This is a genomic window from Rhodococcus opacus, from assembly GCF_012396235.1.
GTDB lineage: Bacteria > Actinomycetota > Actinomycetes > Mycobacteriales > Mycobacteriaceae > Rhodococcus_F > Rhodococcus_F opacus.
Genome location: NZ_JAAXPA010000036.1, coordinates 1 through 17,879, shown reverse-complemented (window position 1 = coordinate 17,879; position 17,879 = coordinate 1). Strand labels below are relative to the sequence as shown.

The 17,879-nt window shown below is 64.6% G+C and carries 19 protein-coding genes and 1 pseudogene; 15 read left to right on the top strand and 5 right to left on the bottom strand.

Annotated features, from left to right (window positions below):
- Positions 1-11 precede the first annotated feature (11 nt).
- The 5 genes and pseudogenes from HGB39_RS33100 to HGB39_RS33085 form a co-directional block, all read right to left on the bottom strand.
- Positions 12-1,415, bottom strand: coding sequence for a WS/DGAT/MGAT family O-acyltransferase (locus HGB39_RS33100; protein WP_064079828.1), 1,404 nt, complete (start codon positions 1,413-1,415; stop codon positions 12-14).
- 232 nt (positions 1,416-1,647) lie between these two features.
- Complete coding sequence (locus tag HGB39_RS39215) at positions 1,648-1,926, bottom strand: aldehyde dehydrogenase family protein (RefSeq protein ID WP_005572569.1); 279 nt, start codon at positions 1,924-1,926, stop codon at positions 1,648-1,650.
- A gap of 80 nt (positions 1,927-2,006) precedes the next feature.
- Positions 2,007-2,384: pseudogene (locus HGB39_RS40030) on the bottom strand (aldehyde dehydrogenase family protein); the annotation flags it as partial.
- Positions 2,385-2,802: 418 nt separating this feature from the next.
- Positions 2,803-3,828: an acyl-CoA dehydrogenase family protein gene (locus HGB39_RS33090; RefSeq protein WP_005572568.1), complete on the bottom strand. Its 1,026-nt coding sequence runs from the start codon at positions 3,826-3,828 to the stop codon at positions 2,803-2,805.
- Positions 3,828-4,979 carry an acyl-CoA dehydrogenase family protein gene (locus HGB39_RS33085; RefSeq protein ID WP_043793296.1) on the bottom strand — a complete coding sequence of 384 codons (1,152 nt, stop codon included), beginning with the start codon at positions 4,977-4,979 and terminating at the stop codon, positions 3,828-3,830. The genes HGB39_RS33090 and HGB39_RS33085 overlap by 1 nt, the downstream gene beginning before the upstream one ends.
- Before the next feature lie 319 nt (positions 4,980-5,298).
- Here HGB39_RS33085 and HGB39_RS33080 point away from each other — a divergent pair, with 319 nt between their 5' ends.
- The 15 genes from HGB39_RS33080 (at position 5,299) to HGB39_RS33010 (ending at position 17,705) form a co-directional block, all read left to right on the top strand.
- Positions 5,299-5,751 (top strand): MaoC/PaaZ C-terminal domain-containing protein, encoded by a 453-nt coding sequence (locus tag HGB39_RS33080; protein ID WP_005256873.1) that lies wholly within the window; start codon positions 5,299-5,301, stop codon positions 5,749-5,751.
- Positions 5,748-6,197, top strand: a complete 450-nt coding sequence (locus HGB39_RS33075) for a hypothetical protein (RefSeq protein ID WP_005572564.1) — start codon at positions 5,748-5,750, stop codon at positions 6,195-6,197. The genes HGB39_RS33080 and HGB39_RS33075 overlap by 4 nt, the downstream gene beginning before the upstream one ends.
- Positions 6,194-6,895 carry an SDR family oxidoreductase gene (locus HGB39_RS33070; protein WP_005256876.1) on the top strand — a complete coding sequence of 234 codons (702 nt, stop codon included), beginning with the start codon at positions 6,194-6,196 and terminating at the stop codon, positions 6,893-6,895. The genes HGB39_RS33075 and HGB39_RS33070 overlap by 4 nt, the downstream gene beginning before the upstream one ends.
- Positions 6,896-7,096: 201 nt before the next feature.
- Positions 7,097-8,269: an LLM class flavin-dependent oxidoreductase gene (locus HGB39_RS33065; protein ID WP_005256877.1), complete on the top strand. Its 1,173-nt coding sequence runs from the start codon at positions 7,097-7,099 to the stop codon at positions 8,267-8,269.
- Positions 8,270-8,297: 28 nt separating this feature from the next.
- Positions 8,298-8,693, top strand: coding sequence for a RidA family protein (locus tag HGB39_RS33060; RefSeq protein WP_005256878.1), 396 nt, complete (start codon positions 8,298-8,300; stop codon positions 8,691-8,693).
- A gap of 5 nt (positions 8,694-8,698) precedes the next feature.
- Complete coding sequence (locus tag HGB39_RS33055) at positions 8,699-9,547, top strand: amidohydrolase family protein (RefSeq protein ID WP_005256879.1); 849 nt, start codon at positions 8,699-8,701, stop codon at positions 9,545-9,547.
- Between the two features lie 64 nt (positions 9,548-9,611).
- Entirely contained in the window at positions 9,612-10,958 is a 1,347-nt protein-coding gene (locus HGB39_RS33050) for an MFS transporter (RefSeq protein ID WP_005567543.1), read from the top strand.
- Positions 10,959-10,998: 40 nt separating this feature from the next.
- Positions 10,999-11,394, top strand: coding sequence for a RidA family protein (locus HGB39_RS33045; protein ID WP_231137710.1), 396 nt, complete (start codon positions 10,999-11,001; stop codon positions 11,392-11,394).
- Positions 11,384-12,208, top strand: a complete 825-nt coding sequence (locus HGB39_RS33040) for an enoyl-CoA hydratase-related protein (protein ID WP_005256891.1) — start codon at positions 11,384-11,386, stop codon at positions 12,206-12,208. Before HGB39_RS33045 ends, HGB39_RS33040 begins: the two co-directional genes overlap by 11 nt.
- A gap of 12 nt (positions 12,209-12,220) precedes the next feature.
- A complete protein-coding gene (locus HGB39_RS33035; RefSeq protein ID WP_005256892.1) occupies positions 12,221-12,715 on the top strand; it encodes a flavin reductase family protein in 495 nt (164 codons plus the stop codon).
- Between the two features lie 35 nt (positions 12,716-12,750).
- A complete protein-coding gene (locus HGB39_RS33030) occupies positions 12,751-13,281 on the top strand; it encodes an NADPH-dependent FMN reductase (protein ID WP_005256893.1) in 531 nt (176 codons plus the stop codon).
- Complete coding sequence (locus HGB39_RS33025; protein WP_005256894.1) at positions 13,278-13,610, top strand: carboxymuconolactone decarboxylase family protein; 333 nt, start codon at positions 13,278-13,280, stop codon at positions 13,608-13,610. Before HGB39_RS33030 ends, HGB39_RS33025 begins: the two co-directional genes overlap by 4 nt.
- A 180-nt stretch (positions 13,611-13,790) precedes the next feature.
- Positions 13,791-14,435 (top strand): TetR/AcrR family transcriptional regulator, encoded by a 645-nt coding sequence (locus tag HGB39_RS33020; RefSeq protein ID WP_198432313.1) that lies wholly within the window; start codon positions 13,791-13,793, stop codon positions 14,433-14,435.
- Positions 14,436-14,933: 498 nt separating this feature from the next.
- Positions 14,934-16,454, top strand: a complete 1,521-nt coding sequence (locus HGB39_RS33015) for a GMC family oxidoreductase (protein WP_005567538.1) — start codon at positions 14,934-14,936, stop codon at positions 16,452-16,454.
- Positions 16,455-16,583: 129 nt separating this feature from the next.
- On the top strand, positions 16,584-17,705 hold the full coding sequence (locus HGB39_RS33010; RefSeq protein WP_005567537.1) for an LLM class flavin-dependent oxidoreductase: 1,122 nt from the start codon (positions 16,584-16,586) through the stop codon (positions 17,703-17,705).
- The last annotated feature ends 174 nt before the right edge of the window (positions 17,706-17,879 follow it).

Here is a 17,879-nt window from a genome sequence, read left to right as displayed (position 1 = left end):
CTCCGCGGAGGTCACAGCCCGACGGCGGTCTCGAGCAGGTCGAGTTCGGCGTCGAGGTGATCGAGCATGGGGTGCAGGTCGGGGACGGTGCGGCGGCAGCCGGTGAGGCCGAAGACGATCTGGTCGTCGCTGCTGGTGCAGGTGATGTTGAGTGCCTGCCCGGTGGTGGGGATGGACAGCGGGTAGAGGGATTCGAGTCGGGCCCCGTTCCAGTACAAGGGGGTTCGGGGGCCGGCGACGTTGGAGATGACGACGTTGAAGGGTGGTCGCAGCGGACCGCGGCGGCCGAGGAACATCTCGACTCCTAGCGGGGCGGCGCCGAGGGCGCTCATCGCGAGAACCTGGGCGGGACTCATCGCCTGGAGGGCGGCCTTGCCCTCGTTCATGCAGTTGCGCACGGTTTCGAGTCGGTGCGCGGGGTCGGGGAGGTGGGTGGCCAGGTTGCACATGAGCACGCCAACCCGATTGCCGCCGGCCCCGGTATTCGGCGCGCGGAGGGAGACGGGGACCATCGCGATCAGGGGGTTGTCCGGCAACGCGTCGCGGGTGTGCAGGTAGGCCCGGAGGGTGCCCGCGCACATCGTCAGCACGATGTCGTTGATGGTGGCGTCGGCGTGCTTGGCCAGCAGGCGGATCCGTTCGAGGGGGAAGGACCGGGCGGCGACGTGCCGGGCTCCGCTGATCGGCACGTTGAACAGGGTGTGCGGTGCGGTCAGCGACACCGCACCGCCCTTGCCGTGCAGGGCGCGATCCACGGTGCCGACCGCTGCGGGCAGGAGTCCGGCCACCTCGCCGACCGCCGCGCGGGCGGCGTCCCACGCCATCGTGGGCAGTGCCGAGCCGAGCCCTCCCGACACCGCGACGCCCGCGTCCGGCACGGCCGTCAGCGGGTTTCGGGGTTGCCAGGGTGTGGGCATGTTCCGACGGTGGGGGTCCTCGCTCATGCTGTCGCGGAGCAGCCTCATCGCGGACGCACCGTCGGCGAGGGCATGGTGGATCTTGGTGTAGATCGCGTAGCGGCCGTCGGCGAGGCCCTCGATCAGGTGCATTTCCCACAGGGGGCGGCTGCGGTCGAGCAGGGTGCCGTGCAGCCTCGACACCAGGGTCATCAGTTCTGCCATTCCGCCCGGCTGGGGCAGGGCGTCGCGGCGCACGTGGTGTTCCAGGTCGACCTCGTGGTGCGGAAGGGTGTCCCAGCCCCACTGGCCGAGCGACGTCACCGAGCGGCGGGCCCGCTTACGGAACGGCGCCGCCACCTGGTCACCGATCAGCGCGGCATCGAACATCGCGCGCACATCGGCCGCCGACGCCCCCTCGGGTGGCGTGAACACTGCCAGGCCGCCGACGTGCATTGGATGCTCGCGGGACTCGCCGAGCAGAAACAGTGAATCGGTCGGTGCCATCGGCAACAGCATGTGGTGTCCTTACCGTTCCCGAACCCGGATCCACCTGCGCGGATCCGCTCCCCCCGGAACTGTTGTTCATGTCTGTGTAGTGGTGTCGCAAAGTAACGTTTAGATGTGGTTCATATCACAAACCGGTCTCGCTGTTTATGTTCTACAGCACAACCACGCTTTCCGCCACATGCACAAATGTCCAACAGGACGTATGGGACGGCCCTCCCACACGCTCACGGATGCGGTCGGATCAGACGCCCGTGTCAACGGTCTTCCCCCAGGTGTAGAAGTCCACCGCGCTGCGACCCTGCTCCCGGAACGTGTTCGTGGACGAATCCTTCACCCCGCCGAACGGCACATTCAGGTCGAGCCCGGCGGTCGGGCGGTTGATCTTGACGACGCCGGCCTGCGCCCGGGCCGCGAAGTCCGTCGAGCGAGCGAGGCTGTCGGTGCAGATCCCCGCGGTGAGTCCGTAGCGGGCAAGGTGGGTGGCGGACAGGGGTGTGAGTTCGGCGGGCTCGAGCGCCACCGTGTTGCCCGAGACGATTGTTCGCGGCGGGTGGTGACGCTGGTTCCGGGCAGTCCGCTGGGGAGCATCTCGCCGGTGGCCGTCCACCCGAGGGAACCGAAGAACCGCAGCACGTCCACGGCGCGCGTGACTTCGCCGCGGGCTTCGGCGAGGGTCTTGTCTTCTTGGACGAGGTCCGCGGCCACAACGGAACCACGTTCCTGCAGCAGGTTCGCCGCCGTCATGAGGATGGCGCCCCGGGCCGGTGCGGGGAGGGCGGCCCACGCCGGCTGGGTTGCGGCGGCGGCCGTGACGGCGGCGTCCGTGTGGACAAAGCACCGCGTGGTGCTGCAGCTGCCTCGAACAGTGCGGATCGGCGGTATGTGGGGCGGTGTCTGCTGCTCAGACCGGTGAGCTACCGCGCGTTGTGGGTGCTGCCCAGTGTGGCCGCCGGCGCGGATAGGTGGAGGAAAGCGCACGGACGAGATGCGGATCGCAGGGAGTACCCTGCACTACTGCCCATAGCCTGTCGACGAACTGGTGCTCGGTGATTCCGAATGTCTGGAAGACAAGCTCTGCGGGAACCCTGCCATAGGGAATCCATTGCCGAGCGAGGGTGATGAGTTCGCGTGCTTCGCGGGGTAAGTTCTGGCAGTCACTCATCGGGCGTCTTCCTTTCTGGAGCCGTCGCTGTCTCTCGTGTAGAGGCCGCCAAAGGCGTCGACCGGACTTCTCGGCTCAGGTGAGGAAGCCGGGCTGGTCGTGGCAGTCCAGAACTCGAACTCTCGCGCGGCTACACGAGTGTGCGCGAGAACGCGAAAGACTTCCGTAATTCTCCGTGCAAGTGCGAATGTCATTCGGCACTACTCAATTCATTGGTCATTGGCGGCCGGAAGACTATGCGGTGACGAGGCACCACAGGTTCTGTCGGCCTGCCGTGATGGATGCGGTGGTGAGCATGTCGTCCCAGTGGTGGAGGGAGCCGAACTCGGAGCGCCACGCGAGGGCAGGTTGGGTGAACTCGTGCAGGCGGTGCTCGCGGGTGGTGCCGATCGCTCCGTGCACCTGGTGGGCATTGCGGACGACGGTGGATGCGGCGTGGCCGGCGCAGGAACGGGCAACGGCGACAAGGACGTCGAGGTTCGGTGCGGACCAGTCGGTGCGGACGGCTTCGTTCAGGGCGGCTTCGGTGGCGGCCCGGGTGAGTGCGGCTTCGGCGGCGATATCGGCGACGAGGTTTTGTATGGCCTGAAACTTCGCGAGCGGTCGCCCGAACTGGGTGCGTTCGGTGGTGTGCGTGATTGACAGGTCGAGGATGCGATCGAGCGCGGCGCTCGTCTGCACGGCTCGGATCAGTGCGCCGCGCAGGAGTAGTTGGTCGACGACCGCGTCAGCTATCGGAGTGCCCGAATGGGCGCTGTCGATGGTGACGGTGTCTCTGGGTTCGCCGGCGATGTTGGCGTCCGGCGTGATGGTGAGCATGTTCGTCTCGATGTCGGCGACAACGTACGTGTGGGTGTCGCGCCAGACCGTGACGATCTTGTCGGATTGGGCGGCCCAGGGCACCCGGTGGGCAGTTCCGGTGTGATCGAGCAGGCAGACGGTGCGGCGGGCGTCGTCTGCGGGAAGCCCGGCGGTATCGAGCAGCCAGCCGGCGAGCAGGTCGTGTTCGGCCAGCGGGATTCGGACGCCGTTGGCCGCAGCGGTGCGGAGCAGTTCCGCGGCTTCGAGCCATCCGGCTCCGCTGCCGCCGGATTCCTCTGGTCCGGTGAGGCGGGTCAGGCCGAGATCGGTGAGGTGGGACCAGAGGATCGGGTCCCACGTAGCGGTATCGGCGTCAGGTTCCTTCTGGTCGCGGTAAGCGACGAAGACCGCAGACATCATTTCCACAAGATCGGGGTCGACAGTGGTCGGGGTCGTCATCAGCGCATTCCCAATCCCCGCGCGATCACGCCGCGCAGAACTTCGTTGGTGCCGCCACGAAGGGTGAATCCGGGGCGTTGGGCGGCGGCGTCATCGATCATTGCTCGGTAGCGGCGGGGGGTCGGACCGGTGTCACCGGTGATGACGTCGGCAAAATCGGCGATGTCGCCTTCGGTGGTAGTTCCGAGGACTTTGACGACGGCCGCGGCGACGTCGGCGGGTTCGTGGCGTCCGAGGGCTCCGGCGACCGCGGTGGACATCTGGTGCAGCCCCGTTGTTCGGGCGAGATACCGGCCTAGGTCGGGGTGTCGGGGTACTGCCCCTGTCCGCATCTGTTCGGCGGTGTCGGCGAGGAGGGGAAATGTGGACAGGAAGCGTTCGGGTCCGCTGCGTTCGAAGCTCAGTTCCGAGGTGACCTGCTGCCAGCCGCTGCCGATGGTGCCGAAGACCATGTCGTCGGCGACGAAGACGTCGTTGAGGATGACTTCGTTGAAATGGTGCCCACCGTGCATCGAGACGATGGGCCGGATGTCGACGCGGGGTGAGCACAGGTCGACGATGAACTGGCTCAGTCCGTCGTGCCGATGTGCGGGGTCGACGGGGGTCGTGCGGGCGAGGCAGATGAATGCGTGGGCATGGTGGGCGCCGGACGTCCAGACCTTGGTGCCGCTGAGGACCCAGCCGTCGTCGACGCGGGTGGCTTTGGTGCGGACGCTGGCGAGGTCGGATCCGGAGTCGGGTTCGCTCATGCCGATGGCGAAGTAGCACTCGCCTCGGGCGATCTCGGGTAGGTACTTCCGTTTTTGAAATTCTGTGCCGTACAAGAGGAGTGACGGTGCAATCTGGCGGTCGGCGATCCAGTGCGCGGCGACCGGGGCGCCTGCAGCGAGGAGTTCCTCGGTGACGACGAAACGTTCGAGGTGGCTGCGACCGTGGCCACCGTACTCGATTGGGATCGTCATGCCGACCCATCCCCGGTCGGCGAGTGTGCGCGAGAAGTCCTCGTGCCAGCCGGTGAGCCAGCTGTCGATCCGCGGAGTGATGCGCCCATCAGCGAACTGGGCGTCGACGAATTGCCGGACTTCGGCGCGTAAGTCGTCCATGTCGTGTGGGTCCGACGCTATGGGCGGAACCAGTCGCGGATCTCTCATTGGAGAATCCCTTCGGTTGTGGCTGAGTCGGTTTCGGGTGTTGCGTCACGTTGCGTACGGTGCCTGCGTGTGCGTCTGCAAACCGGTTGGAATGTTGGTCGAGAGGCTGATCGCCGTATGTCTTGATTACGCACTATGGCAAAAGTGGGCGATATACGCAATGCTGGTAGGTAATTCGGCGTAGGCACCGGGATCTTCCACTCGAGTGCATCTTGATGCTTGACGTACCGACCGGGCGGTACTAAGTTTTCGTGAACGGTAGCCGCTCGGCAAACTGCTTCGAGTCGGAGTTCCGCAATGAATTCTCGAAAGGTGTCCCATGGCCGGACTGTGGTTCGATGACGTGGAAATCGGAATGACGTTCGAGACTCCGCGTCGCACTGTGACGGAGGCGGACGTGGTCAACTTCGCCGGAGTGTCCGGTGATTTTCATACTCTGCACACTGATGCGCAGACTATGCGCGAGAGTCAGTTCGGCGAACGGATCGCTCACGGAGCGCTCGTTCTGTCGATCGTGACAGGCCTTCGGGGCCGGCTCGGAATCTTCGACGACACCCTGGTGGCGTTCGCCGAGATTCGTCGCTGGCGCTTCGTGCGTCCGGTGCTCATCGGCGACACGATTCGCGCGGCCAACGAGGTCGTGGAGCTGACTCCTACGTCGAAGCCCGACCGTGGCGTCATGGTCCAGCACGTGCAGGTTCTCAACCAGCACGATGTCGTCGTACAAGAAGGAGAGATGGTGGCATTGGTGAAGCGGGAGGCGAAGGTATGAGGGTCCGCGCGGACAACCCGCAACTCAAAGAGGTGTTGACCGGCGCCGGCCGTGCGGGAACAGACCCCCGTGACGGTCTCGTATTCGTCGCACGGACTGGTCTTCGTGAATGGGCGGAGACCGAGGACGAACTGGCTCAGGCGTTCGACATGACCCGGGAGACAGTCGCGGCCGGTGGTGCAGTGGTCTACGTCGTGCGCTCGGCCGCACTGCTGGGACGTACCGAACCGCTGGACGCGGCTGTCGCAGCCGGCCTACTCAGCGGCGCACGCGCACTCGCGCTCGAGCGCCGAAAACACAACGGCTACTCGACGGTCGTCGCCGTGGCCGACGATGTGGAACCGAAGTCGGTTGCCGATGCGGTGGATCTCCTCGTCGCCACTCGCGGGGCCAACGGTCAAGCCTTCGTACTCGGCGAGGAACATTTAGGAGCAGCTCTGCCATGAAGATTGCAGTGGTCACAGGCGCGGCCCGGGGTATCGGCTTCGAAATTGCCCGGCGCCTGACGAAGGACGGCTACCGCCTGGTCCTGGTAGACGTGGATCCGAGGGTCGGGGACAGCGCAGCATCGATCGATGCCACGCCAGTGAAGGCCGACATCGCCGATCCGGAGGGCCGTGCGCAGATTCGCTCCGCAATACGGTCCGAAGAGGGGCAGCCGACCCTGTTGGTGAACAACGCCGGTATCACGCGCGATGCTCTGATCGGCGACATGACCGAACCGAACTTCCGACTCGTCAATCGAATCAACCTGGGCGCGACCTTCGAGTTGACGTCCGAACTGGCCGACGAGATCGTCGATGGTGGCGCGGTGGTCAATATCAGCTCACGCGCATACCTCGGCAACGTCGGCCAGTTCAACTACGCCATCTCCAAGGGCGGCGTAGTCGGTCTGACCCGGTCACTGGCGTTGAGCCACGCGCCGCGCTTGCGCGTCAACGCCGTGGCACCGGGCTTCATCGCCACCGACATGACCGATGCGGTACCCGCGAGGGTGCGTGACCGCATCATCTCGCGCATTCCGCTGCAACGCCCGGGCAGGCCCATCGATATCGCCGAAGCCGTCGCTTGGTTGGGCTCCGACCAGGCGGCATATGTCACGGGACAGGTATTGCCGTGCTGCGGAGGTCGCAGCCATGGCTGAAGGCGGTCATGGCAGATACGTAGTGCACAGGTAGTGGATAGGTAGTTTCCCGCTGGCATCGGGGCTGGCCCCGCAGGGACCCTCGTGTGATGGTCGTCACCGAAGGGCGCGGTGTGATGTCAGCCCTCGAAAACCGGTTGAAGAAACGACGGTCGTTCTCGTCGGGAAGCGGCGGTCGGCCACAGAGACTTGGAGTGAAATATGAAACTGGATTTGCTGTATGCGTTGACGAATCGTTCGGGCGAGTTGTCCTGGCATGAGGTGCTGGAGGCGACGCGGCGACATGCCGTGATGGCGGACGAGCTCGGATATGACCGTATTTGGTTGGGGGAGCATCACTTCGATGTCGACGGGACCGATGCGAGCCCGAATCCGATCATGCTGGCGACGGATCTGGCCGCTCGGACGAGCCGCATCCGGTTCGGGATGGCGGCGGTATCGCTGACCCTGTGGCATCCGCTGAGGGTGGCGGAGGATCTCGCCATCCTGGACCACTTCAGTGACGGTCGTCTCGATGTGGCGTTCGGTCGGGGAATTCTGCCGATCGAGGTGATGAACCTCAATCCCGAGGCAAACCGCTGGAACGGCAGCGAAAACAGTTACGGGATCTTCGACGAAAACCTCGCGATCGTGAAGGGGATCTGGACCGACCGCCAGTTCAGTTGGAAGGGGCCGCGCTACACATTCCCGGAGCCGGGGACGAAGTTCATCCACTCGCCCGGTGCGCCCGATCCGGAAGGCTGGGTCGGCGATGACGGCATGCTTCAAGCGTTCGGGATCACTCCGCAGCCGTACCAGCAGCCGATGCCGCCGCTGTTCGCGGTCACCGAGACTGTCGAGGGCTTCCGGCGCGCCGCTCAGAAGGGTATGAAGCCGATCACCTGGTACCCCACCGGTCAGGTTCTCCACAACCTCTGCGAACTCTATCGCGACGAGCGGGCCAAGGTCACCGGCGTCACCCCGGCACTCGGCGAGGATGTGGGCGTGCTGCGCATGGCATACGTCGCGGACACGGACGAGGAGGCGCGTCGCATCGCTGAGCCGGCGGTGGTGGAGTTTTTCGAGCTTATCTGCCGGGTTCGCGGTATCGGGGTCTTCCTCGACGCCGACGAGGACCCGAATGATCCCAAGTACAAGGCGATGGCTCCCTGGGATCTCATGTTCGATCGTGATCACCTCTTCATCGGTTCGCCGGACACCGTGCTCGCGAAGATGACGCGGATGACGAAGTCGCACGGCATCCAGAACTGGCTGTTGCAGATGGGCGTGCCGGGCATCGCACACGAGGACATCGACAGATCCCTGAAACTCTTCGCCAGCGAGTGCATGCCGGAACTCCGCACACTCGATTCCACGGCTGTCGCCGCGAACTGATCCACCGGATCCCACCGAAGGAATACTCATGACGGAATACCTCAACCCAGGCAACCTTTCCTACCCTCGATTCGGAATGAATCCGGGTGTGGCGACCAAGGACTACGTGTTCTGCGGCGGCATGGCGCTGGATCTGGAGACGCTGGCGCGTAAGCCGGAGGCCGACACCATCGCGAACGAGACGAAGATCGCGCTGGAGGAGATCCAGGGGATCCTCGAGACTGCCGGCTGCACGCTCGGGGACGTGGTGAAGACGACCTGTTACCTGGCCGACGATTCGTATCGCAAGGAGTTCTGGACCGCGTACACCGAGGTCTTCGGGGAGGGCCCGTACCCGGCGCGCACGACGCTCGTCGTCGGCATCGCCGGCGACTGCCGCGTCGAGATCGACGCCGTCGCGCTCCGGCCGAAGAGACAGGGATAGCCGCGATGCCCGAGCGCCCGTTCACCGACTGGCACACACACATCTACCTGCCCGAACACCTGGGCCCGGTATGGACCGACCGAGGAACCGAGCTCGTCGGGCGGCCGGGCTTCGGCCGCGCGGACCTCGCCGAGCACACCCGGGTGATGGCGGAGTCCGGTGTCGAGAGGTTCCTGGTCCTCGGCCTGCAGGTGGCCCGGATCGGGATGAAAGTGCCGAACGACTATGTCGGCGAGTACCTCGACGCCAACCGGGAACGGGCGATCGGGGTCGGCAGCGTCGACCCGACCCAGCCCGGCGCGGCGGACGAACTCCGCCGCGCCGTGCGCGAATACGGCCTTCACGGGGTGAAACTCTCACCCCCGTATCAGGGTTTCCATCCGCACTGCGACGAAGCCTACGAGGTCTATCGCGCTGCCGCTGATCTCGGCATCTTCCTCATGTTCCACCAGGCGAGTGTGTTCGCGCCCGACGGGTGCAACGAATACGCGTACCCCATGTTTCTCGACAAGGTCGCCCGCGAGTTCCGGGACACGAACATCCTCGTCGCCCACTTCGGGAAGCCGTGGATGAACGAGACAGTCGAACTGATGATGAAGAACCGCAACGTCTTCGCCGACGTATCGACGCTGCCGGTGAAGACCTGGCAGCTCTACAACGGGCTCCGACTCGCCATCGAGGGCCATGTCACCGACCGCCTGGTGTTCGGCTCCGACTTCCCGTCATTCTGTCCGAAAGAGTCCGCCGATCAGTTCCTGGCGATCTCGGAACTCGACATGCCACTCCCGATCCCACACGACGTGGTCGAGGACATCCTCTACAACCGGCCGCTCGACATCATCCTCCCGAAATAGCCCCCACTCAGCGGGCCGATGTGATCACCAGCGATCCACCCCCGCCCCGAATCCGGAGACCGCAATGAGTACTCTCGACGGCACTTCCTCCCCAAGGGCAACTACGGACAGGCCCAACGACGATCTTGTTCGCCAACGGCGCCGCGTCTATATCGCCAGCGCGATCGGCAGCACGATCGAGTACTACGACTTCCTCATCTACGCGACCGCGGCGAGCCTGGTGTTCGCTCCCGTGTTCTTCGCGGGATCGTCGCCGGCCGTGGCGCTGATCGCCTCGTTCGGCACGCTAGCCGTCGGGTACCTCGCCCGCCCGCTCGGTGGAATCATCTTCGGCCACTTCGGCGACCGGTTCGGCAGGAAATCCTCGCTCATCTGGACGCTGAGCATCATGGGGGTGGCAACCGTGTCGATCGGATTGCTGCCGACGCCCGACAAGATCGGCGTGCTCGCCCCGATCCTGCTCGTGGCGCTCCGTCTCATGCAGGGAATCGCCGTCGGCGGTGAATGGGGCGGCGCCGTGTTGATGGCTGTCGAACATGCGAACACGAAGTCCCGCGGATTCTACGGCAGCGCAACCCAGATGGGAGCCTCGGCCGGACTCCTACTGTCCTTCGCGGCCTTCGCAGCGCTAGGCGGGCTCTCCGAGGACCAGTTCCTGTCCTGGGGTTGGCGTCTACCCTTCCTCGTGACGGTCGTCCTCGTCGGAATCGGCATGTACATCCGGGTCGGCGTACGCGAGAGTCCCGTCCTGCTGGCCGAGAAGAAGGAGCGTAGCGAAGAGGAGCCGCGCCGCGCGCCGCTGTTCGCGCTACTTCGGGAACGCCGGGGTCGCGTGCTGCTCGGAATCGGCGTCTACGCCGGACCGTTCATGGCGTACGCGGTGGCGACGTCACTGCTGGTGACGTACGCGCACAAGGACTTCGGGATCCCGCGCCAGACGCTGCTCAACGCGATGATGATCGGTACGGCTGGCATGCTTCTCACTGTCCCGTTGTTCGCGTGGCTCTCCGACCGATACGGCCGGCGACCGGTCTACGTCACCGCAGCCCTGCTCACGGCGATCCACGCGTTCGCGATGTTCCCATTGGTGACGTCGGGAAGCTTCCCACTGATCCTGCTCTCGTATGTCATCAGCATGACCGTGCTCAACGCGGCGGCGAACGGCCCGGTCCCCGCACTGCTCGCGGAGCTGTTCCCGACGGCGTCCCGCTACACGGGCGTATCCCTGTGCTACCAATTTGCCGGAATGATCGGTGGCGGACTCGGCCCGCTCCTCGCTGCAACCTTCATCGCGCCGGGAGGCCCGGGCAGCATCGCGGTTTCCGTGATGATCTCCGCGCTGTGCATCGTGGCCGCGCTTTCTGTGAGCGCACTCGGTGAGACCCGGACCGTCGATCTACGCAATGCGTGATCACTGCAACCGAATCGTACAAACGAAAGACGAGGTCGAAATGATCGACTACTTGAATCCAGCCGACCTGGGAGATTTCAGTCCGCAGGGGCTGTCGTCCGGTACCGCGACCGACGTGTTCGTCTATGCCGCGGGCCTGGCGATCGACCCTGAGACCATGGCGAGACGTCCGGAGGCGGAGTCGATCGCCGACGAGACCCGGATCTGCCTCGAGAACGTCGCCAGAATCTTGGCGGACGCAGGCCTCACCCTGCGCGACGTCGTCAAGACCACCTGTTACCTGCAAGACGAGGCATATCGCTTCGAGTTCCTCGATGCGTACAAGGGCGCTTTCGGTGAGGGACCGTACCCGGCGCGGTCGACATTCGTTCTCGGTATCGCCTCGAACCTGCGCGTTCAGATCGAAGCCGTAGCGGTACGCCCCGATGCCGGCTGAGTCGACCGGAACCTCGCAGAAAGACTGGGAAATGACAGAATTCGACAAGATTCGCATCGAGCGGCACGACGACGGCGTCCGGGTTCTCGTACTCGACGATCCGGAGAAGCGGAACGCCATCGGCCCAGACATGCGACTCGAGCTACTCGAAGCGGCGGAACAGCTGTCCACCGACACTGAAACGCGGTGCCTGGTGGTGACCGGATCCGGGACCTCGTTCTGTGCCGGGGCGGATCTCATGGCGATCTTCGGCGTGAACGGCGCGACTCCCTCGAGCATGCGGGCCCGTCAACTGTCGTACTACGAGAGCTTCCTGTGGTTGCGCGAGCTTCCGTATCCGACGGTGTCCGCCGTCAACGGTCACGCGATCGGTGCCGGGTTGAATCTCGCGCTGGCATGCGACATCACTATCGCCGGACCGAACGCCAGATTCGGTGCCACCTTCGCGAAGTTGGGACTTCATCCGGGAGGCGGATGCACCTATTTCCTGACGGAGAGGCTGGGGCGGGGACGTGCACTGCGCACGGTTCTCCGCGGCCGCACACTCGACGGCGCGCAAGCCCATGACGAGGGACTCGCAGACGTCTACGCCGATGACCCGCTCGGAGAAGCGTTGACTCTCGCACATTCGGTCGCGGATCTGCAGCCGTCACTCGCTCGTGACATGAAACAAGCCGTGAATCTCGCCGCCGAGAATTCCTTTGACGTGACGGTGGGATTCGAGTCCTGGGCTCAGGCAGCCAGTGCGTACAACCCCGGTGTCCAGGACGCGATTCGCGCCGCGGGCCGCACCACGTCATCCCGATCCAGCTAGGAGAAACGAACGATGATCGACCTGGGCAAGTTCAAGGACATCATGGCGTATGCACCAGGCCCCGCCACAGTCGTCACCGCCACCGGTGACGACGGCAGGCATCAGGGTTTGACGATGTCCGCGGTGTGCTCTGTCTCCCTGGATCCCCCGCTCGTCCTCGCATGCCTCGACCACGGGTCGAACACCCTGCAGGCGGTGCGTTCGTCGGGATCGTTCACCGTCAACTACATCGCCGACGGCCACGAGAGCGTCGCGCTGGCCTTCGCGGTCAAGTCGGACTCGAAGTTCGACGGACATGCATGGTCGGCCCCGGACGGAGGACTGGGCGGGCCGGTGCTCGCGGAGAACACCGCGGCGTTCGCAGTGTGCCGGGTCGAGCAGATGGTCGAGGCCGGCGATCACACGATCGTGGTCGGTGCCGTGGTCGACGGGGGAGTGCGCGAGGATTGCCATGCCTTGGCCTATGCACGCCGGGCCTTCTTCACGGCCGTCGGATCGCAGGTATGAACCGATACTCGTTGACGATGAATCGAGGAGAGTCCATGGCGCACAGCGATATCACAGTCGGTGTTCTGGTCGGAAACCCACGGCCGGCGTCACGCACGGCAACCGTCGCAGCGGAAGTGGGCCGACAGGTTGCCGATGCGGTCGGAGGCAGGGTCGGCCCTGTCGTCGATCTGGCGATGCACGGCGGGGCCGTTCTGGACCCCGACTCCGCGACGGTGCAACGTGACATGGAGCTCGTCAGCGGAGTCGACATCCTCATCGTGACCTCGCCGACCTACAAGGCGACCTACACGGGCCTACTCAAGGGCTTCTTCGACCGTTTCGGCTCCGTCTCACTCGACGGTGTCTCGGCGGTGCCCGTGATGGTGGGCGGTGCTGCACACCATGCGATGGCGGGCGAGGTCCATCTCCGACCGCTGCTCGTCGAACTGGGTGCCGTCGTGCCCACTCGGAGTCTCTACGTCGTGGACTCCGAACTCGACCACCTCACGGACACGGTCAGCACCTGGCTGTCCCGAGAAGGCGCCCCGCTGGCGAACGCGCTGCGCACCGCGCCGGCGCAGTGAGCACGGGACGCCCAGGCCCTGCCCGAGCGGCACTCGGTTCGTTCGCTCCGAAACTGGCAGAACTCACCGACGACACCCTGTTCGGCGACATCTGGACACGACATGAACTGACACCTCGGGACCGAAGCCTCGTCACGGTCGCTGCCTTGATCGCGCTCTACCGCTCTGACCAGCTTCCCTTTCATCTGCGCACGGCACTGGACAACGGCCTCACAGTCGAAGAACTCGTGGAGGTCGCCACTCACCTCGCGTTCTATTCCGGCTGGCCGACCGCCATGACGGCAGTCCAGATCCTCCGGGACCTCCCCGACCCCGAAGACTCTCGATAGGTTCGTCGGACGGTAATATCATGCCGACTGGTACGGATGTATACTGCGAGAGTGCGTGAGGCGTTGTGCGGTGCGCCGGCGTGCCCGTAGCATCGCGCCTACCCGCTTCGTGCAGAGTGCTCGAGATGGATGGCGCACTCGGCGATGAATGGCGAGCTGAACAGCCAGGGAGGAAGTTTCGTGGCGAGGCCGAAGGTTTCGAGTGGCAAGACGAGCGGCCGTAGGGTCCGCGACCCCGAGGGGGCTCGGCGTGCCCTGCTCGAGAACGCGGTTGCGCTCTTCGAGAGGAACGGGTACGCGGCAACGTCTGTCCAGAGCATCGTCGATGCAGCGGAGCTGACCAAGGGCGCCTTCTATCACCATTTCGAGAGCAAGGAAGACCTGCTCTACCGGGTGCACGACGAGTTCATCAACTATCAGCTGGGGCGTGCGCGCAGTGTCATGGCAGACAAGGAACAGAGTCCGGATCAGATCCTGCGACGACTGATCACCGAGGCGTTACTCGAACCGATGTCGATCTACAAGGCGGAGATCACGGTGTTCATGCAGGAACGGAAGTTCCTGCCCACGGATGTCTTCGCCGAGATCCAGCAGAAGCGTGACGAGTTCGAGCGCTTCTTCGTCGACGTGATCGAGCGCGGCATGCAGGAGGGTGTGTTCCGAAAGAAGGGCCCGGCACGACTGGTGGCATTCGGGATCATCGGCATGGGGGCGTGGACACACGTCTGGCTGGACCTGAAGGGCTCGGTAACCCCCCGCGAAATCGGCACCATCTACGCCGACATCCTCATCGACGGACTGATCGAGCGACCAGCGGACGCCTGAGCTGCACTCCTCGACCACCCGGCCTCCACGAATGTCCCTTTGTGGAGGCCGTGCTCGTTAGCGCCTACCGTGATGCGGCGGGTTCGCGGTATCCGGGTGAACCGCGGTCCCAGCGGTATCGTCGCGATCTCTTGACCCCCTGACGCGTAGTGCGGTAACGTCATCTCACAACGGTACGTACCGCCCGGTTAGTATGTAAGCACAGATGAACTTCGTTTTATCTGTTGAGCCGGCGTCGCGCTTCCTGGCTGGAAGGCGTTCCTCTGTTGTCGAGAAGCCTCACGCACCGGACGCGCTCCAGCCTGAATCAGTGACTTCAGGCGGTCGTTCCCCGAGATATCCGAGATCGGCGCTCCCTTCTCGAGAACGATGAGAGCCCCTCTATCCGTACGACATTGAGGATGGATCATGTCAGCAGAACTGCTCGGTGAAGTTCCGAACGCGAATACCGTGACGGCAGGCGCGGTGCAGCCGGTCGGGGTCGGGCGGTAGAGCATCATGGACTCCTACGACTACATCGTCGTCGGCGGCGGAACCGCCGGGTGCATCCTTGCCGCGCGACTCACCGAGGATCCTGAGGTCCGGGTCCTGCTCCTGGAGGCCGGCGGCTCCGAGCGACGACCAGACATCGAGAACCCAGGTTCCTGGCCGAGTTTGGCCGGCAGCGAGCTGGATTGGAATTACGCGACGGTTCCGCAGAAGGCTCTCGGGCGGACGGTCCCCGCGACCCGCGGCAAGGTCCTGGGCGGCTCGGGCTCGATCAACGTCATGGCGCACCTGCGGGGACACCGAGTCGACTACGACTCGTGGGCCGCGGAGGGCGCTGAGGGTTGGGACTATGACTCGGTGTTGCCCTACTTCATGCGCTCCGAGGACGTCCCCGACGGCGACCCCCGATTCCGGGGTCGGGGCGGACCACTGGCGCCGCGGCCGATCGACTCGCCCCACCCGTTGTCACTCGCTCACGTCGAGGCCGCGCGGCAGGCGCAGCACGCCGTCGCAGCAGACCTCAACAGTGGCGAGTTACTCGGGGCAGCGTGCCATGAGTTGCTGATCAGCGGGAACCGGCGACAGAGCACCGCGAGTGCCTACCTCAGGCCGGCGCTCGGCCGGACAAATCTGACAGTTCGCACCGGGGCGATCTGTCGACGCCTCGTCATCGTGGGCGATCGCTGTCGTGGGGTGGAGTACACCTGGGACGGTCACTCGATCCGGTCCGCGTCGGCCGGCGACGTTGTATTGTGCGCCGGTGCAGTCGATTCCGTGCGGCTGCTGCTACATTCGGGCGTCGGACCGGTCCGAGACCTCGAGTTGGTCGGCGTGCAACCGGTGATCGATTCGCCGGAGGTCGGCCTGAACCTGCAGGACCACATCCTGCTGGCGGGAGTCCGGATGCGCGCGGATCGACAGCTGCCCCCACCGAGTGGCAACTACGCCGAGTCGACGCTGTTCGCGAAGACGAACCCGTCTCAGACCCGGCCGGAGCTGCAGATCGTGCAGATCCAGGTCGACTACCACACGCCGTGGCAACGGCCAGCCGAGAACAGTTTCACCTTCGGGATCGGGCACATGCGCCCGCGAAGCCGCGGAAGCATTCGCCTGGCGTCTTCCGACCCGGAAGCGCCGCTGCTGATCGATCCGAAATACCTCAGCGACCCGTACGACATCGAACAGCTCATCGCCGGAATCGAGGTGGTGAACACACTCGCCGAGACGAGCGCATTCGACGAATGGGGTGGCACTTCCGACGCCCCCGCACTACTTCGCCTCGACCGCCCGGAGTTGGAGAAGGCGATACACGACAGTGTCAGCAGCTTCTTCCACCTTTCGGGAACCTGTCGCATGGGCACTGACGCGACGGCGGTGGTCGATCCGCACCTTCGGGTGCGCGGCGTCAGCGGGTTGCGCGTCGCAGATGCGTCGGTCATGCCGAGCATCGTCTCGTGCAACACGAATGCTGCGACCGTGATGATCGGTGAGAAGGCCGCCGATCTGCTGTGCGGCAGACCCGCGGGGTGATCCCGGGCGCGGTCCCACGAATCAGCTGATTCGACGGTGATTTGCCTCTGGCGCCCCGAGGTTTCGGCCGCTACACTGCATACCAACCGGTCGGTAGGACCGATCGAACTACTCGACGAAGGAGGAGAGATGCACACCGGCATCACTCTCGTATTTCAGAACATCGACGGAAACGTCTCGGACGCGGAGACCTACCGCAACGAGCTGGATCTCGCGCTGCGGGCAGAGTCCGCCGGATTCGATTCGGTATGGACGCCGGAACATCACTTCACTGCTTACGGCATGACACCCGATGTCCCGCAGTTCCTCTCATGGCTTGCGGCCAAGACATCCACGGTCAAACTGGGGACGATGGTGTCCGTTCTTCCCTGGCAGGACCCGGTTCGGACCGCCGAGAACTTCATCCTGCTCGACCATCTCTCGGGCGGCCGCTCGATGCTCGGCATCGGCCGAGGACTCGGCCGGGTAGAGTTCGACGGCTTCCGGGTGGAGATGGGCAAGTCCCGCAGGCTCTTCGCGGAGTATGCCGAAGCGATCCTGAACGGTCTCGAGTCCGGCGTCATCGAAGCCGACGGCGAACTGTACAAACAGCCGGCCATGGACCTGCGCCCCGCGCCGTATGCGTCGTTCCGCGGTCGCACCTTCGCATCGGCGGTGTCTCCGCAATCAATCGACCTCATGGCAAGTCTGCAGGTCGGGCTGATGGTCATCGCGCAGAAGCCCTGGGACAAAGCCGAAGCCGAGATGCGCGACTACCGTGCCCGTTACCTCGAGATCAACGGCGAGGAGCCGGCCAAGCCGATCATCTGCGTCTTCGTCGGAGTAGGAGAGACAGAAGCCGAGGCCCGGCAGATGCGCGATGTTTACCTCCGGCGCTACGCCGAGTCGACCGTCGAGCACTACGAATTCGACAACGTCGGATTCGCGAAAATTGAAGGCTACGAGTACTACGCAGGGCTGAGCCGCAACATCGAGAAGCACGGAGTCGACGGCTTCTGTGACTTCCTCGCCGATCTCCAGGTGTGGGGAACGCCGGATCAGGTCGTCGACCGGATTCTCGAGTATGTCGATCGACTGGACGCGGGCGGGGTCCTGATCGCACCGTCCTTCGGAGGCATGGCGCCCGAAGTGTCATCCCGAAACTTCGAACTGCTCGCCTCCGAGGTGCTTCCGCGCCTCAAAGCCCACGATGTGGGCGGCGAACTCGGTGTTACCTACGGTGTCGACCGAACACTGACGCCGACGTCATAGCAACTCATCGGCTTCTCGGGGCCGAACCGTCCATACGTGTGCGTCGAGTCGGCGGCACCTACCAACGATTTTCGAGTAGTGAGGGTTTGAATAGTGACAATGACCGATGTGGATTTGACGGCTACGTGTTTGATTGGTGGTCGGTGGGTGCCGGGGTCGGGAGCGGATGCCATC